This window comes from Streptomyces sp. TRM49041, from assembly GCF_008271805.1.
Classification (GTDB): domain Bacteria; phylum Actinomycetota; class Actinomycetes; order Streptomycetales; family Streptomycetaceae; genus Streptomyces.
Window position 1 is genome coordinate 4,900 of the sequence record NZ_VSRY01000167.1, and the last position, 24,674, is coordinate 29,573.

At 72.9% G+C, this 24,674-nt stretch carries 22 protein-coding genes; 11 read left to right on the forward strand and 11 right to left on the reverse strand.

Features of this window, described 5'->3' with window-relative positions; genetic code table 11:
* Nucleotides 1-600 precede the first annotated feature (600 nt).
* Nucleotides 601-1,602, forward strand: a complete 1,002-nt coding sequence (gene trpS / locus FVS66_RS29955; protein ID WP_149184391.1) for a tryptophan--tRNA ligase — start codon at nucleotides 601-603, stop codon at nucleotides 1,600-1,602.
* A 70-nt stretch (nucleotides 1,603-1,672) separates the two neighbouring features.
* Here the strand turns inward: trpS and proC are convergent, their stop codons facing one another.
* The 5 genes from proC to FVS66_RS29980 form a co-directional block, all read right to left on the reverse strand.
* Nucleotides 1,673-2,482: a pyrroline-5-carboxylate reductase gene (proC, locus tag FVS66_RS29960; RefSeq protein ID WP_149184392.1), complete on the reverse strand. Its 810-nt coding sequence runs from the start codon at nucleotides 2,480-2,482 to the stop codon at nucleotides 1,673-1,675.
* A 106-nt stretch (nucleotides 2,483-2,588) separates the two neighbouring features.
* A complete protein-coding gene (locus FVS66_RS29965) occupies nucleotides 2,589-3,326 on the reverse strand; it encodes an ABC transporter permease (RefSeq protein ID WP_149184393.1) in 738 nt (245 codons plus the stop codon).
* On the reverse strand, nucleotides 3,323-4,108 hold the full coding sequence (locus tag FVS66_RS29970) for an ABC transporter ATP-binding protein (protein ID WP_149184394.1): 786 nt from the start codon (nucleotides 4,106-4,108) through the stop codon (nucleotides 3,323-3,325). The genes FVS66_RS29965 and FVS66_RS29970 overlap by 4 nt, the downstream gene beginning before the upstream one ends.
* Nucleotides 4,109-4,230: 122 nt before the next feature.
* Nucleotides 4,231-4,773 carry a hypothetical protein gene (locus FVS66_RS29975; protein ID WP_149184395.1) on the reverse strand — a complete coding sequence of 181 codons (543 nt, stop codon included), beginning with the start codon at nucleotides 4,771-4,773 and terminating at the stop codon, nucleotides 4,231-4,233.
* Nucleotides 4,774-4,818: 45 nt separating this feature from the next.
* Nucleotides 4,819-5,082 carry a peptidase gene (locus FVS66_RS29980; protein WP_149184396.1) on the reverse strand — a complete coding sequence of 88 codons (264 nt, stop codon included), beginning with the start codon at nucleotides 5,080-5,082 and terminating at the stop codon, nucleotides 4,819-4,821.
* 160 nt (nucleotides 5,083-5,242) lie between these two features.
* Here FVS66_RS29980 and FVS66_RS29985 point away from each other — a divergent pair, with 160 nt between their 5' ends.
* Nucleotides 5,243-7,450, forward strand: a complete 2,208-nt coding sequence (locus tag FVS66_RS29985; RefSeq protein ID WP_149184397.1) for a serine/threonine-protein kinase — start codon at nucleotides 5,243-5,245, stop codon at nucleotides 7,448-7,450.
* Between the two features lie 186 nt (nucleotides 7,451-7,636).
* Here the strand turns inward: FVS66_RS29985 and ilvD are convergent, their stop codons facing one another.
* The 4 genes from ilvD to FVS66_RS30005 form a co-directional block, all read right to left on the reverse strand.
* The gene (gene ilvD / locus FVS66_RS29990; RefSeq protein ID WP_149184398.1) at nucleotides 7,637-9,490 is read right to left on the reverse strand and encodes a dihydroxy-acid dehydratase; all 1,854 of its coding nucleotides are present in this window, start codon (nucleotides 9,488-9,490) and stop codon (nucleotides 7,637-7,639) included.
* Between the two features lie 183 nt (nucleotides 9,491-9,673).
* Complete coding sequence (locus FVS66_RS29995; RefSeq protein ID WP_149184399.1) at nucleotides 9,674-10,291, reverse strand: TetR family transcriptional regulator; 618 nt, start codon at nucleotides 10,289-10,291, stop codon at nucleotides 9,674-9,676.
* Entirely contained in the window at nucleotides 10,288-11,091 is an 804-nt protein-coding gene (locus FVS66_RS30000; RefSeq protein WP_149184511.1) for a sugar phosphate isomerase/epimerase, read from the reverse strand. Before FVS66_RS30000 ends, FVS66_RS29995 begins: the two co-directional genes overlap by 4 nt.
* A gap of 62 nt (nucleotides 11,092-11,153) precedes the next feature.
* Entirely contained in the window at nucleotides 11,154-12,083 is a 930-nt protein-coding gene (locus FVS66_RS30005; RefSeq protein WP_149184400.1) for a Ppx/GppA phosphatase family protein, read from the reverse strand.
* A 124-nt stretch (nucleotides 12,084-12,207) separates the two neighbouring features.
* Between FVS66_RS30005 and FVS66_RS30010 the strand changes: the two genes are divergently transcribed.
* Complete coding sequence (locus tag FVS66_RS30010; RefSeq protein WP_149184512.1) at nucleotides 12,208-12,990, forward strand: hypothetical protein; 783 nt, start codon at nucleotides 12,208-12,210, stop codon at nucleotides 12,988-12,990.
* Nucleotides 12,991-13,210: 220 nt separating this feature from the next.
* Here FVS66_RS30010 and FVS66_RS30015 read toward each other — a convergent pair whose 3' ends face one another.
* Nucleotides 13,211-14,986 carry a BACON domain-containing protein gene (locus tag FVS66_RS30015; protein ID WP_149184401.1) on the reverse strand — a complete coding sequence of 592 codons (1,776 nt, stop codon included), beginning with the start codon at nucleotides 14,984-14,986 and terminating at the stop codon, nucleotides 13,211-13,213.
* Nucleotides 14,987-15,174: 188 nt separating this feature from the next.
* On the opposite strand from FVS66_RS30015, the gene radA reads away from it, so the two are divergent.
* Nucleotides 15,175-16,572: a DNA repair protein RadA gene (radA, locus tag FVS66_RS30020; RefSeq protein WP_149184402.1), complete on the forward strand. Its 1,398-nt coding sequence runs from the start codon at nucleotides 15,175-15,177 to the stop codon at nucleotides 16,570-16,572.
* A gap of 265 nt (nucleotides 16,573-16,837) precedes the next feature.
* Nucleotides 16,838-17,962, forward strand: a complete 1,125-nt coding sequence (gene disA / locus FVS66_RS30025) for a DNA integrity scanning diadenylate cyclase DisA (RefSeq protein ID WP_149184403.1) — start codon at nucleotides 16,838-16,840, stop codon at nucleotides 17,960-17,962.
* Between the two features lie 21 nt (nucleotides 17,963-17,983).
* On the opposite strand, the gene FVS66_RS30030 is transcribed toward disA, so the two are convergent.
* Nucleotides 17,984-18,826 carry a hypothetical protein gene (locus tag FVS66_RS30030; protein ID WP_149184404.1) on the reverse strand — a complete coding sequence of 281 codons (843 nt, stop codon included), beginning with the start codon at nucleotides 18,824-18,826 and terminating at the stop codon, nucleotides 17,984-17,986.
* 169 nt (nucleotides 18,827-18,995) lie between these two features.
* Between FVS66_RS30030 and FVS66_RS30035 the strand changes: the two genes are divergently transcribed.
* The 6 genes from FVS66_RS30035 to cseC all read left to right on the forward strand — a co-directional run bounded on the left by FVS66_RS30035 (nucleotide 18,996) and on the right by cseC (nucleotide 24,638).
* Nucleotides 18,996-19,712: a phosphatase PAP2 family protein gene (locus FVS66_RS30035; protein ID WP_149184405.1), complete on the forward strand. Its 717-nt coding sequence runs from the start codon at nucleotides 18,996-18,998 to the stop codon at nucleotides 19,710-19,712.
* A 70-nt stretch (nucleotides 19,713-19,782) separates the two neighbouring features.
* A complete protein-coding gene (locus FVS66_RS30040) occupies nucleotides 19,783-20,796 on the forward strand; it encodes an A/G-specific adenine glycosylase (protein ID WP_149184406.1) in 1,014 nt (337 codons plus the stop codon).
* A gap of 279 nt (nucleotides 20,797-21,075) precedes the next feature.
* Nucleotides 21,076-21,669: a SigE family RNA polymerase sigma factor gene (locus tag FVS66_RS30045; RefSeq protein ID WP_149184407.1), complete on the forward strand. Its 594-nt coding sequence runs from the start codon at nucleotides 21,076-21,078 to the stop codon at nucleotides 21,667-21,669.
* Nucleotides 21,657-22,382 (forward strand): hypothetical protein, encoded by a 726-nt coding sequence (locus FVS66_RS30050; protein WP_399226593.1) that lies wholly within the window; start codon nucleotides 21,657-21,659, stop codon nucleotides 22,380-22,382. Before FVS66_RS30045 ends, FVS66_RS30050 begins: the two co-directional genes overlap by 13 nt.
* Nucleotides 22,383-22,406: 24 nt before the next feature.
* Nucleotides 22,407-23,120, forward strand: a complete 714-nt coding sequence (gene cseB / locus FVS66_RS30055) for a two-component system response regulator CseB (RefSeq protein ID WP_149184514.1) — start codon at nucleotides 22,407-22,409, stop codon at nucleotides 23,118-23,120.
* A 198-nt stretch (nucleotides 23,121-23,318) separates the two neighbouring features.
* Nucleotides 23,319-24,638 carry a two-component system sensor histidine kinase CseC gene (gene cseC, locus FVS66_RS30060; protein WP_149184408.1) on the forward strand — a complete coding sequence of 440 codons (1,320 nt, stop codon included), beginning with the start codon at nucleotides 23,319-23,321 and terminating at the stop codon, nucleotides 24,636-24,638.
* Nucleotides 24,639-24,674 lie beyond the last annotated feature (36 nt).

The window sequence follows — 24,674 nt, forward strand, 5'->3', positions numbered from 1 at the left end:
TTCCCTTCGGTCTTTCGTGTTTCCAGCTTAGCAGATCCGTTTTCCGTTTCTGCCACCCGCTGGAGCGGGCTGCCGGGCCGCTCTCCGCTTTCGCGTTTCCCTTTCCGGCGATTCCGACTCTATCAGATCCTTTCGGCCCTGATTCCCAGTCAGAGGGTATGTCTTTCCGGCTGTTCGGCCGTTCCGACGTCGTGAACTTTAGCGAATCGGCGAGCCCGACGCTAATCGGGCCCCGTTCTCTCGAACATCGATTCCTCATTTCGCAAAAACGCACGTAAAGCGACGCGACGGCGTGTCGCTCACTGAGAGTGGGTCTTGCGGAATGGCTGCCCGGGGACCGACCGAGGTCGGCGCTCACGTCGGACAACTCGGAGAACACTACGGACGCGGCAAACCACTGTCAACTTGGGTCGCACCCCCTAGCCTGGAGGCATGACAGCGCATGCGTGCATCCTTCGGTGGTGGGCCGCCTGACGGCGGCCGCCCTGACACGTATGCAGACAACGGCCGCCGCCTCGGCGGCCGTTCGCGTATCTCCCTCCTCCGGGTGGGCCGGCCGCCGATGGCGGCGGTCCCGGCCAGGAGTGAGAGGGAGAGAACGTGACACGGATCTTCAGCGGGGTGAAGCCGACCGGGCATCTGACGCTGGGCAACTATCTCGGAGCCGTACGGCGGTGGGTCCAGGAGGACCAGCAGCGGGCGGACGCGCTGTTCAGCATCGTGGATCTGCATGCCCTGACCGTGGAGCACGATCCGGCGCGGGTGCGGCGGCTCAGTCGGCAGGCGGCGACGTTGCTCCTCGCGGCGGGGCTCGATCCGGCGCGGTGCACCCTCTTCGTACAGAGCCATGTGGATGAGCACGCGCGGCTGTCATACCTGCTGGAGTGCACGGCCACCGACGGGGAGATGCGACGGATGGTCCAGTACAAGGAGAAGGCCGGGAGGGAGCGCGATCGGGGCGGGAGCGTACGGCTGTCGCTGCTGACGTACCCGGTGCTGATGGCGGCGGACATCCTGGCTTACGAGACCGACGAGGTGCCGGTCGGGGACGACCAGGTGCAGCATGTGGAGCTGACCCGGGATCTCGCCGTGCGGTTCAACCAGCGGTACGGGCATACCTTCACCGTTCCGAAGGCCACCCATCCGGCGGTGGGCGCTCGGGTCATGAATCTGCAGGAGCCGACCTCCAAGATGGGGAAGTCCGACGACAGCGGCCCCGGGATCGTCTATCTGCTCGATGAGCCCGATGTGGTGCGGCGAAAGGTCATGCGGGCCGTCACGGACAGCGGGCGGGATGTCGTGTACGACCGGGACGAGCGGCCGGGCCTCGCCAATCTGCTGGAGGTGCTCGCGGCCTGTGGGGGCGCGGCGGATCCGGCGGAGGTGGCGAAGGGGTACGCGTCGTACGGGGCCTTGAAGCGGGATGTCGCGGAGGCCGTGGTGGAGCTGCTGCGGCCGCTTCGGGAGCGGCATGCGGAGCTGGTCGCCGATCCCGCGTATGTGGACGGGGTGCTGCGCGACGGGGCCGATCGGGCGCGGGCCATCGCCCGGCCCGTGGTCGACCGTGCGTATCGGGCCATGGGGCTGCTTCCGGCCGGGTGAACGCCGGGGCGGCGGCCGATGTGCTGCGCCGGAGGGCCGGGGTTGTCGTGAGCCCCGGCCCGGTGGCGCGTCAGCCGTTGCCGGAGGCCAGTTCGCGGCTGCGGTCGCGGGCGGCTTCGAGGGCGGCGATAAGCGCGGCGCGTACGCCGTGGTTCTCCAGCTCGCGGATGGCGCTGATGGTGGTGCCCGCCGGGGAGGTGACGGCCTCGCGGAGCTTGACCGGGTGTTCGCCGCTGTCGCGGAGCATCACGGCGGCGCCGATGGCGGCCTGGACGATGAGGTCGTGGGCCTGGGCGCGGGGCAGGCCGAGGAGGATGCCGGCGTCGGTCATGGCCTCGACCAGGAAGTAGAAGTACGCCGGGCCGGAGCCGGAGAGGGCGGTGGCGGCGTCCTGCTGGGACTCCGGGACGCGGAGTGTCTTGCCGACGCCGCCGAAGATCTCCTCGGTGTGGGCGAGGTGGTCGGCCGTGGCGTGGGTGCCGGCCGAGATGACGGACATGCCCTCGTCCACGAGGACGGGGGTGTTCGGCATGACGCGCACGACGGGGGTGTCGGGGGCGAGGCGTTCCTCGATGAACGCGGTGGTGATGCCCGCGGCGGCGCTGATGACGAGGCGGTCGCGGGTGACGTGGTGGGCGAGTTCGTCGAGGAGTTTGCCCATGTCCTGCGGCTTGACGGCGAGGATGAGGGTGTCGGCCCGCTTGGCCGCGTCGGCGTTGGAGACGGCCTCGACGCCGTACCGGGCCCGGAGCTCCTCGGCGCGTTCGGGGCGGCGGGCGGTGACCAGGAGGTGGGCGGTGGGCCAGCCGGCCCGGATCATGCCGCTCAGGAGCGCCTCGCCGATCTTTCCGGTGCCGAGGACCGCGACTGTCTGGGTCATTGCTCTGCTCACCTCGCCGTGGGGTACGTGCCTGTCGCCATCCTTCCACCGGGTGGGGGGGTGGTGGTGTGGCTGTCCGATGGGCGGTACGGCGCGGCGGTACGGCTCACGCCGTGCGGCGACGGAGGGTCGCGGCGCCCAGGACGAGGACCAGGAGGGCGCAGGCGGCGACGATGAGGACGTCGCGGATGAAGTCGCCGGTGACGTCCGTGTGGCGGAGTACCTCGTTCATGCCGTCGACGGCGTACGACATGGGCAGGAAGTCGGAGATGGTTTCGAGGGCGGGATGCATCTTGTCGCGGGGCGTGAACAGGCCGCACAGGAGCAGCTGCGGGAAGATCACCGCCGGCATGAACTGGACGGCCTGGAACTCGGAGGCGGCGAACGCCGAGACGAAGAGGCCGAGCGCGGTGCCGAGGAGCGCGTCGAGCAGGGCGACCAGGAGCAGCAGCCACGGGGAGCCGATCACGTCGAGGCCGAGGGCCCAGAGGGCGACGGCGGTGGCGACGACCGACTGGACGATGGCGATGAGGCCGAAGGCGAGGGCGTAGCCGGCGATGAGGTCGGCCTTGCCCAGGGGCATGGCGAGGAGTCGTTCGAGAGTGCCCGAGGTGCGTTCGCGCAGGGTGGCGATCGAGGTCACCAGGAACATGGTGATCAGCGGGAAGATGCCGAGCAGTGACGCGCCGATGTTGTCGAAGACCTGCGGGCTGCCGTCGAAGACGTACCGGAGCAGGGTGATCATCAGCACCGGGACGAGGAGCATCAGGGCGATGGTCCGGGGGTCGTGGCGGAGCTGACGCAGGACGCGGGCGGCGGTGGCGAGTGTGCGGGAGCCGTTCATCGGTGGTCCTCGGGGTGGACGGGGGCCGTCGCCATGGCGTTGGCCGTGTCGACCAGGTGGAGGAAGGCGGCCTCGACGGTGGGCGTGTCGTTGCGGCGGCGGAGGGCGTCGGGGGTGTCGTCGGCGAGGATCTCGCCCTCGCGCATGAGAAGGAGGCGGTGGCAGCGCTCGGCCTCGTCCATGGCGTGGGAGGAGATGAGGAGGGTGGCGCCGCGGTCCGCGGCGATGTGGTGGAAGAGGTCCCACAGGTCGCGTCGGAGTACGGGGTCGAGGCCGACGGTCGGCTCGTCGAGGACGAGGAGCTCGGGGGCGCCGAGGAGAGCGACGGCGAGGGAGGCGCGGCTGCGCTGGCCGCCGGAGAGGTTGCCCGCGAGGGCGTCGGCGTGGTCGGTGAGGTCGACGTCGGTGATGGCGCGGGTGACGGCTTCGGCGCGGGCGTCGCGGTGGCGGCGGCCGGGCTGGAGCACGGCGGCGAAGTAGGCGAGATTCTGGCGGACGGTCAGGTCGTCGTGGACGGAAGGGGCCTGGGTGACGTAGCCGATGCGGCGGCGGAGGGTGGGGTCGCCCGCAGGGCGGCCGAGTACGACGAGGCTGCCGGTGACCTTGGCCTGGGTGCCGACGATGGCGCGCATCAGGGTGGATTTGCCGCAGCCGGAGGGTCCGAGGAGGCCGGTGATCTGCCCGGGGGGTACGGAGAAGTCGAGGCCGCGCAGGACGGTGCGGGTTCCTCGTACGACGGTGAGGCCACGGGCTTCGATGGCTGCACCGGAGGAATTCATCATGCGATGAATAATGGACGCGGGGGTGCCGGGCGTCAAGGGGGCGCGGGGGGGGCGGAAGCCCGGGCGTGGGGTGTGGTGTCGCGAGGGCGCTCGGTGGGGGATCGCGAGGACGCCGGCTGCGGCTAGGGGCGCTTGGGCCTCTTCTTGCGGGCCGCCGGGTTGCCGGTGCGGGTGGCTCGGCGCTTCTCGTACTGGGCGCGGGCCGTCTCGTACTCGGTGCGCAGGAGCTTCTCGCCGGGGGCCTCGGTGAGGGAGCGGACGGCGTACGCGAGGAGGGAGCCGATGAAGCCGATGGCCTTCAGACTGCGCAGCGCGTCGTCGCGGGCCGGGTCGGCCGGGCGGCGGGTGAAGCCCTCCCACGTCTTGCGGAACGCGATGGCGGTGCAGACGGCGAACATGACGACGACCAGGCCGTTGACGAAACCGCCGACCTGGGCGATGGCCAGGCCCTCGTAGGCGAAGCGCAGGAGGAGTGTGCCCGCGACGGACGCGGCGAGGGAGCCGACGGCGACACCGGCACGCCGCAGCCCGTACCCGCCGTCGTGGCCGACCCAGGTCGTGCCGAAGAAGCGGAGGGGCTCGGGCTGCGGGCCGCCGGTGGTGCGGGCCGGGCGCGTGGTGTCGGCGGTGCCGGCGGTGTCGGCGGTGTCCCTCGGGTCGTTCACGGGGCGATTATCACCCGGTGCCCGGGGCGGCCGTCGTGGTGGGCGTCAGGCGCAGCGCACGGTCACGTAGCCGTCGCTGCCGGTCCTCACATACGCGTCCGAGACGTACTGGCCGTTGCCGATGTTGTCCCAGATGTTCGACGTGCCGTACGTGCCCGTGACCCACTGGCCGGGCGTCTGGCAGTTGACGGGCACGCTGACGCCCTCGGGCAGCACCTTCACGATGCCGTAGTTCGTGCCCGGGCCGCTGCGGACATTGAGCCGGACGCCCGGTGCGACCGGGTAGCGCTTGACCGAGTAGGTCTCCATGGTGATCTCCCCCCGTGAGGCTCCCGCCGGATGCGGACGCTTCGAAAAGGGAGGCTAACAAGCCACACCGACATCGCACGCGTCATCGACTAGGCTCCGTGCGTCGCGTGTGCGCCGGTCGTGCGCGCCGCGTCCGAGCGAGCACACACGGGGGTGGACGATGCCGCCGCTGCGCAGCACCGGGCCCGTACCGGAAGCGGAGTATCCGGAGTACGCCGGCAGATACCGGCTGGAGGAGTGCCTGGGCTCGGGTGGCATGGGGGTCGTCCGGCTGGCCACCTCGGACTCCGGGCTGCGTCTCGCGGTGAAGGTCGTGCACCGGGAACACGCGGCGGACCCCGAGTTCAGAGCTCGTTTCCGGCAGGAGGTCAGCGCTGCCAGGCGGGTCAGCGGGGCCTTCACCGCGCCTGTCGTGGACGCCGATCCGGAGGCCGTACGGCCTTGGATGGCGACGCTGTTCATCGACGGTCCGACGCTGTCGGAACGGGTGAAGCGGAACGGGCCGCTGGGCGCGGAGGAGCTGCGCAGGCTGGGCGCCGGACTGGCGGAGGCGCTGCGCGACATCCACCGCGCCGGGGTGGTCCACCGGGACCTCAAGCCGAGCAATGTGCTGCTTGCGTCGGACGGGCCCAAAGTCATCGACTTCGGGATCTCGCGACCGACGGACAGCGATGTGCGTACGGAGACCGGGAAGCTGATCGGGACGCCGCCGTTCATGGCGCCGGAGCAGTTCCAGCGGCCCCGGGACGTCGGGCCGGCGGCGGATGTGTTCGCGATGGGCGCGGTCCTGGTGCACGCGGCGACCGGGCGGGGGCCGTTCGACTCGAACAGTCCCTATGTGGTGGCGTACCAGGTCGTCCACAACGAGCCGGATCTCGCGGGGGTGCCGGAGGAGCTGGCGCCGCTGTTGACGCGATGCCTGGCGAAGGACCCGGCGGAGCGGCCCACGCCGGGGGAGGTGATGGGGGCGCTGCGGGTGGCGGCGGAGGAGTGGTCCGGGTCGCGGGTGCCGGCGCAGCGGGCGGGGGGTGGTGGAGTCGCTTCCGCGGGTGGTGGCTCCTCCGCGGGTGGTGGCTCTGCGTCCGGTGGAGCTGCGTCCGGTGGAGCTGCGTCCGGTGCGGGGGTGGATGGTGCCTCCGTGGGTCCGGGCTCGGCGCGCGAGCCGGCCGACGGGCGTAAGGGGCGGCGGCGGGGGTTCGTCTGGGGCGGTGCCGCTACGGCGCTGGCCGGCGCCGCGGTGGGGGCGGTGTTCGCCGTGCAGGGCGTCGGTGGGCGTGCCGCGGTGCGGGATGCCGGGCCCGCCGCCGTCGCGGAGACGTTCCGGGCCTGGGCGGTGCCCCTGAGCGCGGGCGGCGAGGGGACCCGGCCGCCCGTCTGTGCCGCCGCCGACGGCGCGTTGTACTGCGCGGCGCCCGGGATCAAGGCCGCGCGGCTGGGGCCGGCCGACGGGGCGCTCGCCTGGTCGGTGCCCGCCGGGCCGGGCGGGGGCGCGTCGGGCGAGGGCGCCGCGCCGGTGCTGTCCGGCGGGCTGCTGCACGTGGTCGCCGCGGGCGGCAGTCGGCTGGAGGCCCTCGATCCCGGGTCGGGCGCCGTGCGGTGGGGCGTCGACCTCGCCTCGTACGCGCAGGTCGTGCACAGCGGCGACGTGGCGCTGATGGTCCGCGCCGACGGGCGGGTGCGGGCGCTGGACGGCTCCGACGGCGGTGAGCTCTGGACGGGCCGGCCGGCCGCGCGGGGTGCGCAGTGGATGGCCGCCGGGCCGGGGGGCGGTCCGGTGTACGCCGTGGCGGTCGCCGGGGACGGGGCCTCGACGCTGGTCAGCGCGGTCGACCCGGCCGACGGCGGCGTGCTGTGGCAGAAGCGGCTGAAGGGGTCGCTGTCTCCCGTACAGGCCACGGACGGGGCGCTGGTGTTGTTGTCCGCGGACAAGGACCTGTTCACCGACGCGGTGGTACGGCTGGACACCGGTGACCGGAGCTCGCGGAGGGTCGCGCTGACGGCTCCGTCCGATCAGGCGCAGGCGGTGGTGGACGGGGACACCGTGTACGTCGTGGGGTCGGGCGGGTCGCTCGCCGCGGTCGACCTGACCGCGTCGGGGCGGCGGGAGCGGTGGCGGCTGGAGACCGGGGCGGCCCGGGTGTCGCGGCCTGTGGTGGCGGAGGGGCGCGTGTTCCTGATGGCGGGGGACGGGCGGTTGTTGGGCGTGGATGGCGAACGGGGGGTGCTGGTGGGGCAGACCGGTCCTCGGATGGGCGGTGGGCGGCTGACGTTCGTGCCGTTACTGCCTGCGCCTGTTGTCGTGGACGGGAAGGTCTATGGGGCGGCGCCGGACGGGGTGGTGTTCTCGGCGGACCCCGCGGGGTGGTGAAGTGCGGGGGCCGCCGGCCTCTGCCACCCCTGTCCGGTGGGCGCCGCACCGGCGGGAGAGGCCGTGCGGGGTCGCCCCCGCGGATGTCGGCGGCGCCCGGACGGACCGGGCCGCAGCGGCCCACAAGGGGACCCCTGCGACCTGGCCGGGCCTTGAGCAAAAGGGCGGTGCGCCGACCCCGAATCGCTACGGGAGCAGGCTGACGTCCCTGACGGCGCCCTTGTCGGCGCTGGTGGCCATGGCGGCGTAGGCGCGGAGGGCGGCCGAGACCTTGCGGGTGCGGTTCCTGGGGGCGTAGGTGCCGTTCAGGGACTCGCGGCGGCTCGTCAGGGTGGCGTCGCCGACCAGGAGGTCGATGGTGCGGTTCGGGATGTCGATGCGGATGCGGTCGCCGTCCTCGACGAGGGCGATCGTGCCGCCCGACGCGGCCTCCGGGGAGGCGTGGCCGATGGAGAGCCCGGACGTGCCGCCCGAGAAGCGGCCGTCGGTGATCAGCGCGCAGGTCTTGCCCAGGCCGCGGCCCTTCAGGAAGGACGTCGGGTAGAGCATCTCCTGCATGCCGGGGCCGCCCTTGGGGCCCTCGTAGCGGATGACGACGACGTCGCCGTCCTTGACCTGCTTGTTGAGGATCTTCTCGACGGCCTCCTCCTGCGACTCGCAGACGACCGCCGGGCCCTCGAACGTCCAGATCGACTCGTCGACGCCCGCCGTCTTGACCACGCAGCCGTCGACCGCCAGGTTGCCCTTCAGGACCGCCAGGCCGCCGTCCTTGGAGTAGGCGTGCTCGGCCGAGCGGATGCAGCCGTTCTCGGCGTCCTCGTCGAGGGCCTCCCAGCGCTCGGACTGGGAGAAGGCTTCCGCCGAGCGCTTGCAGCCCGGTGCCGCGTGCCACATCTCCAGCGCCTCCGCCGACGGGGAGCCGCCTCGCACGTCCCAGGTCTTCAGCCAGTCCGCCAGGGACGGGCTGTGGACGGAGTTCACGTCCTCGTTCAGCAGGCCCGCGCGGTGGAGCTCGCCCAGCAGGGCGGGGATGCCGCCGGCGCGGTGCACGTCCTCCATGTAGTACGTGCGGTCCTTCGCGACGTTCGGCGCGACCTTCGCCAGGCACGGCACGCGGCGCGAGACCGCGTCGATCTCCTCCAGGCCGAAGGGGACGCCCGCCTCCTGGGCCGCCGCCAGCAGGTGCAGGATCGTGTTGGTCGATCCGCCCATGGCGATGTCCAGCGCCATGGCGTTCTCGAACGCCGCGAACGAGGCGATGGCGCGCGGCAGGACCGACTCGTCGTCCTGCTCGTAGTAGCGCTTCGTGATGTCCACGACCGTGCGCGCCGCGTTCTCGTACAGGGCCCTGCGGGCCGTGTGCGTCGCCAGGATCGAGCCGTTGCCTGGCAGGGACAGGCCGATGGCCTCGGTCAGGCAGTTCATCGAGTTGGCGGTGAACATGCCGGAGCAGGACCCGCAGGTCGGGCAGGCGCTCTCCTCGATACGGAGGATGTCCTCGTCCGAGATCTTGTCGTTGACGGCGTCGGAGATCGCGTCGACCAGGTCGAGCGTGCGGACCGTGCCGTCGACGAGCGTGGCACGGCCGGACTCCATGGGGCCGCCGGAGACGAAGACCGTGGGGATGTCGAGGCGCAGGGCGGCCATCAGCATGCCCGGGGTGATCTTGTCGCAGTTGGAGATGCAGATCAGGGCGTCGGCGCAGTGCGCCTCGACCATGTACTCGACGGAGTCGGCGATCAGGTCCCGGGAGGGCAGCGAGTACAGCATGCCGCCGTGGCCCATGGCGATGCCGTCGTCCACGGCGATCGTGTTGAACTCGCGCGGGATGGCTCCGGCCTCCCGGATGGCGTCGCTGACGATGCGGCCGACCGGCTGGAGGTGGGTGTGGCCGGGGACGAACTCCGTGAAGGAGTTGGCGACCGCGATGATCGGCTTGCGGCCGATGTCCGCGCCCGGTACCCCGGAGGCACGCATAAGGGCGCGGGCGCCCGCCATGTTGCGGCCGTGGGTGACAGTGCGGGACCTCAGCTCGGGCATCGTCGCTCGCTCCTCATCAGAGAGATCTGGCTTCTTCGAGAGTACGCCGCCGCTCCAAGATCTGGACAGCTCGTCCGGATGCCGGGACCGGCTGGTCGCCTGTCGGTCACCTCGGAGCGCGCGCGGTACGCCCGGCGCATGCCGCACATGCGCACATGCCGCACATGCCGTACGCGCCGTACGTCAGGCTTCCGTCAGGTACCGCTGGAGCGTAGGCGCCACCATCGCCACAATGTCGTCCGGGTCCGCCGACGCCAGCGGCTCCACCTGGACGACGTACCGCAGGATCGCGATACCCACCATGTGCGACGCCGCCAGCTCCGCCCGGAACTTCGGGTCGGGTACGTCGAGGTCCTTGGCGACCCGTTCCAGTACACGCCGGAGCAGGAAGCCGCGCAGCACCTTCGCCGCCGCCTCGTGCGTGAGCGCGGAACGCAGGACCGCCAGGAGCGGCGCGCGCGTGGCCGGGTTCTCCCACACCCCGATGAAGTACCGGGCGAGCCGCTCGCCGACGCCCTCGGGGCCCGGCTCCAGCACGGCCGACATGATCAGCGCGGGCTCGAAGGAGACCTCGACCGCCGCCGCGAAGACCTCGTCCTTCGTACCGAAGTAGTGGTGGACGAGGGCCGCGTCGACCCCGGCGGCCTTGGCGATGCCGCGCATGGACGTCTTGTCGTAGCCGCGCTCGGCGAACTCGGCGCGGGCGGCCTCCAGGATGCGTTCGCGGGCGCCGGGTCCGTCGGCGCGCTCGGAGGCGGGCGGCCGGCCGCGGCCCCTGCGGGGTGAGCCTGTGCCGGTCATGGGATACGGGCCGCCGACGCCAGGTGCAGCCGGGTGAACGCCAGCGCCTCGGCGAGGTCGGCCTCGCGTTCGGCGGCGGACATGGCGCGCCGAGTGTTGACCTCGACGACCACATGCCCGTCGAAGCCGGTACGGGCGAGGTGCTCCAGCAGCTCGGCGCACGGCTGAGAACCGCGCCCGGGTACGAGGTGCTCGTCCTTCGCGGAGCCACGCCCGTCGGCGAGGTGGACGTGCCCGAGCCGGTCGCCCATGCGGGACACCATGGCCATGGCGTCCGTCCGGGCGGTCGCGGTGTGGGACAGGTCGACGGTGTAGTGGCGGTAGTCGTCCTTGGTGACGTCCCACTCGGGGGCGTACGCCAGCATCTCGCGGTCGCGGTAGCGCCATGGGTACATGTTCTCCACGGCGAACCGTACGTCCGTCTCGTTCGCCATCCGCCAGATGCCGGTGACGAAGGCGCGCGCGTACTGGCGCTGCCAGCGGAACGGCGGGTGGACGACGACCGTCGACGCGCCGAGCTTCTCCGCCGCCGCCTGGGCGCGCTGCAGCTTGACCCAGGGGTCGGTCGACCAGACGCGCTGGGTGATCAGCAGGCAGGGCGCGTGGATGGCGAGAACGGGCACCTGGTGGTAGTCGGACAGCCGGCGCAGGGCCTCCAGGTCCTGGCTGACCGGGTCGGTCCACACCATGATCTCGACCCCGTCGTAGCCGAGGCGCGCGGCCACCTCGAAGGCCGTCGCCGTCGACTCGGGGTAGACCGAGGCCGTCGAGAGGGCGACCTTCGCGCGGGGGACGCGCACCGCTGACCGCTGCGCTTGATCTGCCACGTCTGCCACGAGGGACAGCGTACGGGCCCGTACTGTCACTCGGGGAGGTGGTCGAGGCGGCGCAGGATGACCCCTTCGCGGAGCGCCCAGGGACAGATCTCCAGCTCCGCGACGCCGAACAGGTCCATCGCCCCCTCCGCGACCAGGGCTCCCGCCAGCAGTTGCGCGGCGCGGCCCTCGGAGACGCCGGGCAGGTCGCGGCGCTGCTCGGCGGTCATGGCGGACAGCTTCGGCACCCATGCCTCGAGTGACGTACGACTCAGTACGCGCTGCACGTAGAGACCCTCGCCGGAGCCGGGCGCGCCGGCGATGCGGGCCAGCTGCTTGAAGGTCTTGGACGTGGCCACGACGTGGTCCGGCTTCCCGAACCGGGCGAACTCGCCGACCGTACGCGCTATCTGCGCCCGTACGTGGCGGCGCAGCGCCTTCACGTCGGCCGGGTCCGGCGGGTCCCCGGGCAGCCACCCGGCGGTGAGCCGCCCGGCGCCGAGCGGGAGGGAGACGGCCGCGTCGGGTTCCTCGTCGATGCCGTACGCGATCTCCAGGGAGCCGCCGCCGATGTCGAGCAGCAGCAGTTTGCCCGCGGACCAGCCGAACCAGCGGCGGGCGGCCAGGAAGGTGAGCCGGGCCTCCTCCTCGCCGGTGAGGACCTGGAGATCGACGCCGGTCTCGTCCTTCACGCGCGCCAGGACGGCGTCGGCGTTGGCGGCGTCGCGGATCGCGGAGGTCGCGAAGGGGAGTACGGCCTCGCAGCCCTTCTCCTCCGCGGTGTGCAGGGCGTCCCCGATGATCATGACCAGCCGGTCGACGCCCGGGGCGCCGACCGCGCCTTCCGCGTCGAGCAGTTCGGCGAGGCGCAGTTCCGCCTTGTGCGAGTGGGCGGGCAGCGGCCGGGCGCCGGGGTGCGCGTCCATGACCAGCAGGTGCACCGTGTTCGAACCGACGTCGAGGACTCCGAGTCTCATGGCAGAACGCTACTGCGCCCACGGAGCGCGCTGCGCCTACGCTGGGTGTGTGCCAAAGACGAAGAAGGCAAAGCCGGGCAGAACCACGTCCGGGAAGAAGCGCGACGAGGCCCGGGAGGGGACCGTGGTCCCACCGGCCAGTGAGGACGGACCGCGCGACGACGAGAAGGGCCTCGACTTCCCGCGCGCATGGGTGGAGTTCCCGGACCCGGCGGACGAGGACCAGGTCTTCCGCTGCGACCTGACGTGGCTGACGTCACGCTGGTCGTGCGTCTTCGGCAGCGGCTGCCAGGGCATCCAGGCGGGGCGCGCGGACGACGGGTGCTGCACGCTCGGCGCGCACTTCTCGGACGAGGAGGACGAGCAGCGGGTCGCCGCGCACGTGGACCGGCTGACGCCGGAGCTGTGGCAGTTCCACGACGTGGGTTCGGAGTCCGGCTGGACGCAGCTCGACGAGGACGGTGACCGGCAGACGCGGCGCTGGAACGGCTCCTGCATCTTCCAGAACCGTCCGGGGTTCGCGGGCGGCGCGGGGTGCGCGCTGCACATCCTGGCGCTGCGGGAGGGGCGGGAGCCGCTGGAGACGAAGCCGGACGTGTGCTGGCAGCTGCCGGTCCGGCGTACATACGACTGGATCGAGCGCCCCGACGACACGAAGGTCCTCCAGGTGTCGATCGGCGAGTACGACCGCAGGGGCTGGGGCCCGGGCGGCCATGACCTGCACTGGTGGTGCACGTCGGCCACATCGGCGCACGGCGCGGGCGAGCCGGTCTACGTGACGTACCGCCCGGAGCTGACGGAGCTGATGGGCAAGGCGGCGTACGACGTGCTGGTCGAACTGTGCGAGGCGCGGCTGGCGTCGCAGCTGCCGCTGGTGGCCCCGCATCCGGCGGACCCGGGGCGGTAGGCGGCGCTCGGCTTCGGCCCGAGGCGCCGGGCCGCCCGGCGCGGCACGGGCTGCAGGGCGGTCGGCACGGGCTGCAGGGCGGTCGGCACGGGCTGCAGGGCGGCCGGTACGGGCTGCAGGGCGGCCGGTACGGGCTGCAGGGCGGCCGGTACGGGGTCAGGAGCGGTGATGTTGGTCCGCACCCGGAGGACATGTACCCGCAGGTGGACTTGGCTGCGGGCTAGTCCCGTTTCGCGGGCTGCTCGCCCTCCGGCATGGATCTCGGGGTGTCCGAGGCCGGGGGTGGGGGTGCGTCCGAGGTGGGGGGCGGATCGGGGGACGGGGGCGGATCGGCGGAGGGGGGCGGTTGCGTCGACGGGGGCGGGGTGCTCGACGGCGGTGGGGTGGTCGACGGGGGCGGGTTCGTGGTGGAGGGCGGCGGGGTCGGGTCCGGTTGGGGGGACTGGGAGGCCGGGGGGTTCGAGGGTCTGGGTTTCGCGGTGTGGGACGGCGTGCGTTTCGGGCCGAGGCCGTCGATGCCGATGACCGCGCCCGTGGGGTTGACGCCGACGCGGGCGCTCCAGGCGCCCTGGGGTTCGCGGGAGCGGTCGACCGAGACGTAGACGTTCTCGGACCGGCCCGGCTCCAGCGTGCCGGAGGTACGGCTGGCGTACAGCCAGGGCGCGTCGCTCCAGAGGGACCAGTCGACGGGGGTGCCGCCGGACGCGGTGAGCGTGATCATCGTGGTGTCGCCGTACGGCTGGGCGGAGACCGTGATGCGGCCGGGGCCCGCCTGGCCGGGCAGGGTCGGCGGCGGCGGGGAGGCGCCTGCGCTGATCACCTCGACGGAGACGTCGGGCGCCTGGCCCGGGGTGCGGAAGCGGTGACCGGACCCGCCGTCGCGGGTGTTTCCGGTGTTCTCGTAGTGGCGGCCGGTGCGGCCCGTGGCCCGGGCGTCGGTCTCGTCGTCGGCCGTGCTGACCGCCGGGGCGTCGCGGCGGTCGGCGGCGACCGTGTCGCCGCGGTACGCGGCCCACAGGGCGAGGACGGGCGCCGCGATGACGGTGGCCACGACCGTGGTGGTGACCGCCCGGGCACGCATCCGGTCGCGGCGCGCCGCGTGGTCCTTCGGGTCCAGGGGAAAGCCGTCGCGGCCGAAACGGGGGCAGGCCGAGCGGCTGCGGGGGGCGTGCAGCATCGCCGCGCACGCCGCCGACCTGGGCGCCGGTACGAGGGGCAGCGTCGCGGGCGTGACCGTGGAGCCGGGCCAGGGGCCGGCCGCCTCGGCCCGTTCGGCGGCGCGGCGGCACAGGGGGCAGTCGTCGACGTGCCGGACGAGCTCGCGGCGGAGCGCCGCCGAGAGCAGCACCTGGTGATCGCCGGTGAGCCGGGCGACGGCGGAGCATGTACCGGTCTCGACGACGGCGAGCGCGGCGCGGGTGCGCTCGACCTCGCAGGCGGCGGCGGACAGCAGCTCGCGGGCGGCCTGCGGGGCCATCCCGAGGACGGCGGCGACCTCGGGGACGGCGAGCTGGTGCCGTACCGCCAGCTCCAGGGCCTCGCGCTGCTCGGGCGTGGTGCCGGCCGCCTCGGGCCAGGCGAGGAGGGCCAGCTCGCGGCGGCGCTGCTCGGCGGTCTCCTCGGTGAGGCGGGAGGCCTCCTCGGAGACGGGCGGCCGGCCGCCGTGGGCGCCCTGCCGCCTGCGCCGCTGCTCGCCCAGCTCGCGCAGGCAGGCCCAGCGGGCGAGGGCGTACAGCCATGCCTTGCGGCGTGCCGTGTCCGTGGGGCCGCGCCCGTACTGGCGCTCGGACACGGCCAGGACGTCACCGAGCACGGCCGTCGCCGTGTCGTGGTCGCAGAGCACGGAGAGGCAGTAGGTGAAAAGGCCGTCCAGATACGGCTCGTAGCGCGCGGGCGGGCGCTGCGCGAGCGTCCGGGGCCCGCTCCGGGGCGCACGGCGCTGCACCCGGTGTGCGCCGGTGGTGTACGTGGGGGGCTCCAGCCTGCTGCTCGTCACCCGGCGACCGTAGGCGGCTGAAGGCACACTCTCTGTACCCCTTCCGCACTTTTAAGCCTTACGGGTGAACGTATCCCTCAAAAGAGGACAGCGGGATTTGCCAATGTCCCGTGACGGGCGTACGAGCAAGCCCCCGGGCGGGAGCGGCGGAGACCCCGCTGTCAGTGGGGGCGGCTACGGTGTGGCGCATGGCTGCCCGTACGAAATCCTCCAAGGACAGGCCGTCCTACCGCTGCACCGAATGCGGCTGGACGACCGCCAAATGGCTTGGCCGCTGCCCCGAGTGCCAGGCATGGGGGACGGTGGAGGAGTACGGGGCGCCCGCGGTCCGCACCACCGCCGCCGGGCGGGTGTCGGCGGCGGCGCTGCCGATCGGGGAGGTGGACGGGCGGCAGGCCGCGGCCCGTTCGACCGGGGTGGACGAGCTGGACCGGGTGCTGGGCGGGGGGCTGGTTCCCGGTGCCGTCGTGCTGCTCGCGGGCGAGCCCGGGGTCGGCAAGTCGACGCTGCTGCTGGACGTGGCGGCGAAGGCGGCGAGCGCCGAGCACCCGACGCTCTATGTGACGGGTGAGGAGTCGGCGAGCCAGGTGCGGATGCGGGCCGACCGGATCGGGGCGCTCCACGACCATCTGTACCTGGCCGCCGAGACGGATCTGTCGGCGGTGCTGGGGCACCTCGACGCGGTGAAGCCGTCGCTGCTGATCATGGACTCCGTGCAGACCGTTGCGTCGCCCGAGATCGACGGGGCGCCGGGCGGCATGGCGCAGGTGCGGGAGGTGGCCGGGGCGCTGATCCGGGCGTCCAAGGAGCGCGGCATGGCGACGCTGCTGGTCGGCCATGTCACCAAGGACGGCGCGATCGCGGGGCCGCGGCTGCTGGAGCACCTGGTGGACGTGGTGCTGCACTTCGAGGGCGACCGGCATGCTCGGCTGCGGCTGGTGCGGGGTGTGAAGAACCGGTACGGGGCGACGGACGAGGTCGGCTGCTTCGAACTGCACGACGAGGGCATCACCGGTCTCGCCGACCCCAGCGGGCTGTTCCTCACCCGGCGCGACGAGCCGGTGCCGGGCACTTGTCTGACGGTCACCCTGGAGGGGCGGCGGCCACTGGTCGCCGAGGTGCAGGCACTGACGGTCGACTCGCAGATCCCCTCGCCGCGGCGTACGACATCGGGGCTGGAGACCTCCCGCGTCTCGATGATGCTCGCGGTGCTGGAGCAGCGGGGGCGGATCAGCGCGCTGGGCAAGCGGGACATCTACAGCGCGACGGTGGGGGGCGTGCGGCTGTCGGAGCCCGCGGCCGACCTGGCGGTCGCTCTGGCGCTGGCGTCGGCGGCGAGCGACACGCCGTTGCCGAAGAACCTTGTCGCGATCGGGGAGGTGGGGCTGGCCGGGGAGGTGCGGCGGGTCACGGGTGTCCAGCGGCGGCTCTCGGAAGCTCATCGGCTGGGCTTCACCCATGCGCTGGTCCCCGTCGATCCGGGGAAGGTGCCGGCGGGGATGCGGGTGCTGGAGGTCGCCGACGTGGGGGAGGCGCTGCGGGTGCTGCCGCGGAGCCGGCGGGAGCCGGCGGCGGAGCGGGGGTGAGGTGAGGTGCCGGGGGTGAGGTGCCGGGGGTGAGGTGCCGGGGGTGAGGTGAACCTGGCGGGTGGCCTGCCCGCCGGCGCCGCCCGACGCGCGGGCCCGGGCGGGACGCCGTCCCCGGGGCGGAAGGGCAGCCCCGTCGCCCCTGGCGGAACACAGGCGCACAGCGGGATGGCAGGGGGCGTCTTCGCGGGCGCACTCCCCTCGTGGGTGGGGGTCGCTAGACTTTGCCCTGGTCTCGCCCACCCGTACGAGCCGGAGGAGCGCAGTGGCAGCCAACGACCGGGCAGCAGCACCCGGAAAGTCGGGCGGAGGCTCCGGCAATGAAGCGCTCATGCGCGCGTCCCTGAGTGCGGTGGCCCCGGGCACGGCACTGCGGGACGGACTGGAGCGCATCCTCCGTGGCAACACGGGCGGTCTGATCGTCCTCGGCATGGACAAGACCGTCGAGTCGATGTGCACCGGCGGTTTCGTGCTGGACGTCGAGTTCACCGCGACCCGCCTCCGCGAGCTGTGCAAGCTCGACGGCGCCCTCATCCTCGACAAGGACATCACCAAGATTCTTCGAGCGGGTGTCCAATTGGTGCCTGATGCATCGATTCCCACCGAAGAGACCGGGACCCGGCACCGCACCGCGGACCGGGTCTCCAGGCAGTGCGGGTTCCCCGTGATCTCGGTGTCGCAGTCGATGCGGCTGATCGCGCTGTACGTCGACGGGGAGCGGCGCGTGCTGGAGGAGTCCGCCGCGATCCTCTCCCGCGCCAACCAGGCCCTCGCCACCCTGGAGCGGTACAAGCTCCGGCTCGACGAGGTCGCCGGCACGCTCTCCGCGCTGGAGATCGAGGACCTGGTGACCGTCCGGGACGTCACGGCCGTCGCGCAGCGCCTGGAGATGGTGCGCCGGATCGCCACCGAGATCGCCGAGTACGTCGTGGAGCTGGGCACCGACGGCCGTCTCCTGGCCCTCCAGCTCGACGAGCTGATCGCGGGTGTGGAGCCCGAGCGCGAGCTGGTCGTACGGGACTATGTGCCCGAGCCCACCGCGAAGCGGTCCCGTACCGTCGCCGAGGCGCTCACCGAGCTGGACGCCCTGTCCCACTCCGAGCTGCTGGAGCTGGCGACCGTGGCCCGCGCGCTCGGCTACAGCGGCTCCCCCGAGACCCTGGACTCCGCGGTCTCGCCGCGCGGCTACCGGCTGCTCGCCAAGGTGCCCCGGCTGCCCGGCGCGATCATCGAGCGGCTCGTCGAGCACTTCGGCGGCCTGCAGAAGCTGCTCGCCGCCAGTGTCGACGACCTCCAGACCGTCGACGGCGTCGGCGAGGCCCGCGCCCGCAGCGTCCGCGAGGGGCTTTCCCGGCTCGCCGAGTCGTCGATTCTCGAGCGGTATGTGTGACGAGGGCTTCGGGGTTCGTCCTCAGTCCTTGGTCAGGGTGATGGACGAGCGCAGTACGCCCTTCTGCCCCGGCACCGTGGCCTCCGCCAGGTAGGTGCCGGGACCCGCCGCACCAGGCGGCGGGGTGCCGCACCGCGGTGCGCTGTGGCGGCGGTCCCATTCGACCGTGTACGTCGCGGTGCCGCTCGCCGGGACGGCGACGTACACGCTGCCGGAGCCCTTGGGGCAGTCCTTGGACGACCAGATCTCGTCGTCCTTCTCGTCGCTGATCGTCAGAACGGCTGTGGCCGGGCCCAGGTCCGTCTTGCAGCCGGTCGCCGAGGTGTTCCGGGCGGTGAGCCGGAACCGGGGTTTCTCGCCCGGCGCGTACGACACCTTCGAGCTGCTGAGCGCCAACTGCAGGCTGCCGGGCGCACAGTTGGGGAGGCTGGAGTTCGCGGGGACCTGCTGGACGGAGCCCGTGCCGCCGCCACCGGTCGCGGAGCCGCCGCCCGTGCCCGTACCGCCGCCCGTACCCGTACCGGACCCCGCGCCGTCGCCGTTGCCGTCACCGTCACCGCTGCCACCCGCGCCGGAGCCGTCCGTACCGCCCGAGTCGCCGGTGCCCTCGGAGGCGCCCGGCTCGTCGCGGCCGCCCGGCTGGGTGCTGATGGCGGGGCCCGAGGGCGTCGGCCCAGGGGTGATGGACGGGGCTGGTGAGGTCGCGTTGGCGCCGTCGCTCCTGTCCTTCGAGCCGTCGTCACCGGAACTGACGAACCATACGATCAGCACGGCGAGCAGCGCGGCCACACTCGCGGCGACTGCCCTCCGCCGCCAGTAGATGGAGGAGGGAAGCGGCCCGACCGGATTGCGCAGAGATCCCACGGCCCAAACTGTACGAGAGATCGTCGCCGACTCCCGCCCCACCCTCCGCTCCTGCGCAGGTTTTTGCCGATGATCACATCTGCGTAGGGGGTTTCGGCCCTGGCCGGTGGTGAGCGGGGACGGACGGCGGCGAACGACCGGTTCCGGCGGCCAGGTACCGTCCGTAACCATGAGTCAGGACCTCTATCGCTCGATCACCGACTTCGCCCAGACCACTCCGCACTGGGTGCACGTCTTCGCCGAGATCGGCACCGACGCCGGACTGCTGGTCTTCGGTGTGCTGTTCGTCGTCGCCTGGTGGCGGGTACGCCCCGCCGGTTCGCGGGCCATGGCGCTCGCCGCGCTCGCCCCGGTCGCCACCGCCTTCGGATACGTCGTCAGTGAGACGCTCAAGTCGCTGATCGACGAGGAGCGGCCGTGCCGCGCGGTGGCCGGTGCCGTCGCGTCGATCGCGGAGTGCCCCCCGTACGGCGACTGGTCGTTCCCGAGCAACCACGCGGCGATCGCGGGTGCTTCGGCGATGGCGCTCGCGCTGGCGTGGCGGCGGATCGCGTGGCTGACGATGCCGCTGGCGGTGGTCATGGCGTTCTCACGGGTGTTCGTGGGGGTGCACTACCCGCACGACGTGGCGGCGGGCCTGGTCGTCGGCGCGCTGGCGGTGCTCCTGTTCGTACGGCTCCTGACGGGGCCGACGCAGCGGCTGGTGGAGACGATGCGTACAAGCAGGTCGGGCGCGGCCACGTGGCTCGCCGGGGCCGGTCCGGCCGTGGCGCCCTCCGGTGACCTGGAGGCGCACACGGTGCCTCGGCAGCACGGGACGCCCACGGAGCGGCGTGCGGGTCGGCGTGCCGAGCGGCGGGAGGCGGCGCACCGGCGTGTGTCCTGAGCTGCGGGGCGTCGGGCACGGGTCCGGGGAGCGCGGAAACGGGCGTTGGACGTGTCAGGATCGGATTGCCATGACTGCGACCGAGACTCCTGAAGCCGCCCCTGCCTCCTCTACTGCCTCAACCGCCTCGACTGCATCGACTGCCTCCGCCCCCGCCGATCCCGCCGTCGCGGCCGATCCCGCCCTGTCGGCCGATCCCGCCGTCGCGGCGGCCGGCCGGCTCCACACCCCCGTCCTCGCGTGGTTCGACCAGCACGCCCGCGACCTGCCCTGGCGCCGCCCGGAGGCGGGCGCGTGGGGCGTGATGGTCAGCGAGTTCATGCTCCAGCAGACCCCGGTGAACCGGGTCCTGCCGGTGTACGAGCAGTGGCTGGCCCGCTGGCCGCGCCCCGCCGCGCTGGCCGCCGAGGCGCCCGGCGAGGCGGTACGCGCCTGGGGGCGGCTCGGCTATCCGCGCCGCGCCCTGCGGCTGCACGGAGCGGCCGTCGCCATAACGGAACGGCACGGCGGCGACGTACCGAGCGAGCACGCCCACCTACTGGCCCTGCCCGGCATCGGGGAGTACACGGCCGCGGCGGTGGCGTCGTTCGCGTACGGCCGGCGGCACGCCGTCCTCGACACGAACGTCCGCCGGGTGTTCGCCCGCGCGGTGACGGGCGCCCAGTACCCGCCGAACGCCACGACCGCCGCCGAACGCCGGCTCGCCCGCGCCCTGCTGCCGGACGACGAAGGGACGGCGGCCCGTTGGGCGGCGGCGTCGATGGAACTGGGCGCACTGGTCTGCACGGCGAAGAACGAGCAGTGCGGGCGCTGCCCGATCGCCCACGAATGCGCCTGGCGGCTCGCCGGCAAGCCCGCCCACGAGGGCCCGCCGCGGCGCGGCCAGACGTACGCGGGCACGGACCGCCAGGTCCGCGGCAAGCTGCTCGCGGTGCTGCGCGAGGCGGTGACCCCGGTCCCGCAGTCCGCACTGGACGCGGTCTGGCGCGACCCGGTCCAGCGTGCCCGGGCGCTGGACGGCCTGGTCGCCGACGGCCTCGTCGAGCCCCTGGAGAACGGTCTGTACCGGCTCCCCGCGCGCTGACAGCTCCCCTCTCCTGCCCGCCCCGGGCCCAGGCGCCGATCAGGCATCGCCCTGGGCCCGCATTCCCCACCCCTCCGTATCCCACTGCTCACGCACCGCAGGCGCATCACCGCTGTTACACAACCGATGGACAGCCGTGCGTCCGCCGAAGGGTGCTTCGGACAGGGCCGTGACAAGCGCTCCGTAGCTTCTCGTGATGTCAGCGAGGGAGCCCGGCCGAAGTGGTCGGCGGCGCTGGAGCAGCACTGCGTGTCACGGGGAAACGGGAGGCGGTTCGAGATGTCGCACGGCGAGGTGCTCGGATTCGAGGAGTACGTACGCACCAGGCAGGACGCCCTGCTGCGCAGCGCCCGACGTCTCGTGCCCGACCCGGTGGACGCGCAGGACCTGCTGCAGACCGCCCTGGCCCGTACGTACGGCCGCTGGGACGGCATAGCCGACAAAACCCTCGCCGACGCGTACCTGCGCCGTGTGATGATCAATACGCGGACCGAGTGGTGGCGCGCCCGCAAGCTGGAGGAGGTCCCCACCGAGCAGCTGCCCGACGCGTCGGTCGACGACGCGACCGAGCAGCACGCGGACCGGGCCCTGCTCATGGACGTGCTCAAGGTGCTCGCGCCCAAGCAGCGCAGCGTCGTAGTCCTGCGCCACTGGGAGCAGATGAGCACCGAGGAGACCGCCGCGGCGCTCGGCATGTCGACCGGTACGGTGAAGAGCACGCTGCACCGCGCGCTGGCCCGCCTCCGCCAGGAACTGGAGAGCCGGGACATCGACGCCCGCGCCCTGGACCGGGGCCGGGGCCGGGGCACCGAGCGCGGGGTGAGCGTGGACGGACGTGGTCACGGACGGGAGCAGGAGCGGTGCGCGGCCTGAGCGGCATACGCGGTAACGGCGGCACTGGGCGGCCCCCCTCCGGGGCGGCCCCGGACGAGCCGAGGAACATGCGGGCGGCGGGTACGGCGGCGATGGCCGGGCTCGCCGCCGCCGGCCTGCTCGGGCTGCTCGCGACCGGCTGCACCACCGGTGGCACCGGCATGCGCGACGAGGGCGCCGCCCCCGCCGAGCAGGGCGGCCCGTCGGCCTCGCCCGCGCCCTCCGCGTCCTCCTCGTCGCCGGCCTTCCGCAGGGTCGACGTCATCCGGCTGATCAAGACCGACCCCAAGGTCAGCGACCGGGTCAAGCGCGACCTCCGCCCGTGCGAGGGCGACGCCTACCCGGTCGACACCTCGTACGGCAACCTCACGGGAACCGGCACTCCGGACGTCGTCGTCAACGTGATGACGTGCGACGACGCCGTCAGCACGGGAACGTATGTGTACCGGCTGCGGGACGACACGTACGAGAATGTGTTCTCGCTGGAGGAGCCGGCCGTCTACTCGGCGATCGACCGCGGCGACCTGGTCGTCACCAAGCAGGTGTACGCGAAGGGCGACCCGGTCGCGTATCCGTCGGGCGAGGATGTGATCACGTACCGGTGGGCTTCGGACAAGTTCACGGAGCACTACGTGGTGCACAACGAGTACAGCCAGGCGGTCGAGGGCGGAGACATCAGCGGTCCCGCACCGACCGCGCCGAGCGAGAACTGAGGGCGCGGGAAACGCGGTATGGCCATGGCAGAGACGCATGTGCTGTTCGTCGAGGACGACGATGTCATCCGGGAGGCCACCCAGCTGGCCCTCGAACGGGACGGCTTCGCGGTCACGGCGATGCCCGACGGGCTGTCCGGCCTGGAGTCCTTCCGCGCCCGGCGGCCCGACATCGCGCTGCTGGACGTGATGCTTCCCGGCATGGACGGCGTCAGCCTTTGCCGCCGTATCCGCGACGAGTCGACCGTCCCGGTCATCATGCTGTCCGCGCGCGCGGACTCGATCGACGTGGTGCTGGGGCTGGAGGCCGGCGCCGACGACTACGTGACGAAGCCGTTCGACGGGGCGGTCCTGATGGCGCGCATCCGGGCCGTGCTGCGCCGCTTCGGGCACGCGGGCGGTGCGGGTGCCGGTGGCGGGGACGGGGGCGACCGGGGCGGGCAGGGCGAGCGCGGGCTGCTGGCCTTCGGCGACCTGGAGGTCGACACCGAGGGCATGGAGGTCCGCAAGGGCGGCGCGCCGGTCGCGCTGACCCCGACGGAGATGCGGCTGCTCCTGGAGTTCTCGTCGGCGCCGGGGACCGTCCTGTCGCGCGACAAGCTCCTGGAGCGCGTCTGGGACTACGGCTGGGGAGGCGACACCCGCGTCGTGGACGTCCATGTGCAGCGGCTGCGCACGAAGATCGGCCAGGACCGGATCGAGACGGTCCGCGGCTTCGGGTACAAGCTCAGGGCGTAGCAGCGCGCCGGGGCCCTTGGGACCCCCGGCAGCAATCCACCCCCCGTACCCCACACGTGACAGGACAGGACCGCGCCCCATGAAACAGCCCACGCTGCGGACCGGCGTGCGGTGACCGCATCCCCCGGGGGACGACCCCCGGACCCCCGGCAGCGACCCACCCCCATACCCCACACGTGAAGGACAGGACCGCGCCCCATGAAACAGCCCACGCTGCGGACCGGCGTGCGGTGGAAGATCTCCATCGCGATCGCCGCCGTGGGTGCCCTGGTCGCGGTCGCGCTGAGCCTCGTCGTGCACAACGCCGCCCGGGTCTCGATGCTCGACAACGCGCGCGAGGTGCAGATGGAGCGGCTGCTGTTCGCCCAGCGCATGTACGAGGCGTCCAAGCCGAGGGAGCCGAGGTTCGGGACCAAGGTGAACGACCCCAAGCTGCCCCGGGAGCTCGACCGGCTGACGGGGCGGAAGCGCCGCGGTACGTATGTGCAGCAGCACAGCAGTGGCGCGCCGGACGTGTGGGCGGCCGTGCCGCTGGGGAACGGCGATGTGCTGTCGCTGCACACGCCGTTCGCCGACCGCAGCGCGACGATCATGAAGCGGCTGGACGAGGCGCTCGTCGTCGGCTCGGTGTCGGTCGTGTTCGCCGGGTCCGCGCTCGGGGTGCTGATCGGCGGCCAGCTGTCGCGCAGGCTCCGCAAGGCGGCCACCGCGGCCGGGAAGGTGGCCCAGGGCAACACGGACGTGCGGGTGCGGGACGCGATCGGCGGCGTCGTACGGGACGAGACGGACGAGCTCGCGCGGGCCGTGGACGCCCTGACGGACGCGCTGCACGAGCGGATCGAGGCCGAGCGCCGGGTCACGGCGGACATCGCTCACGAGCTGCGCACCCCCGTGACCGGCCTGCTCACCGCCGCCGAGCTGCTGCCGCCCGGCCGCCCGACCGAGCTGGTACGGGACAGGGCGCGGGCGATGCGGACGCTCGTCGAGGACGTCCTGGAGGTGGCCCGGCTGGACAGCGCGTCGGAGCGGGCCGAGCTCCAGGAGATCTCGCTGGGCGAGTTCGTCGTCCGCCGGGTGACCGTGCTGAACCCGGACGCGGTGGTGCGGGTGGTGCACGAGTCATGGGTGAACACGGACCCGCGTCGGCTGGAGCGCATCCTGGGCAACCTGCTCACGAACGCCGCCAAGTACGGCAGGCCGCCGGTCGAGGTCACCGTCGAGGGGCGGGTCGTACGGGTCCGCGACCACGGGCCCGGGTTCCCGGAGGCGCTGCTGCGCGAGGGGCCGAGCCGGTTCCGTACGGGGGCGAGCGACCGGGCGGGCGCCGGTCACGGCCTGGGGCTGACCATCGCGGCGGGTCAGGCCCGCGTGCTGGGCGCCCGGCTCACGTTCCGCAACGCGGCACCGGAGGGCACCGCCCCGGGGGCGGGCGGTGCCGTCGCGGTGCTGTGGCTGCCGGAGCACGCCCCGACGAACACGGGGAGCTTTCCGGTGATGCGGTTCACGGACGAGAGCTGAGCGTCCGCCCGTCCGCGGGCGGCGTCGGCCGCGGAC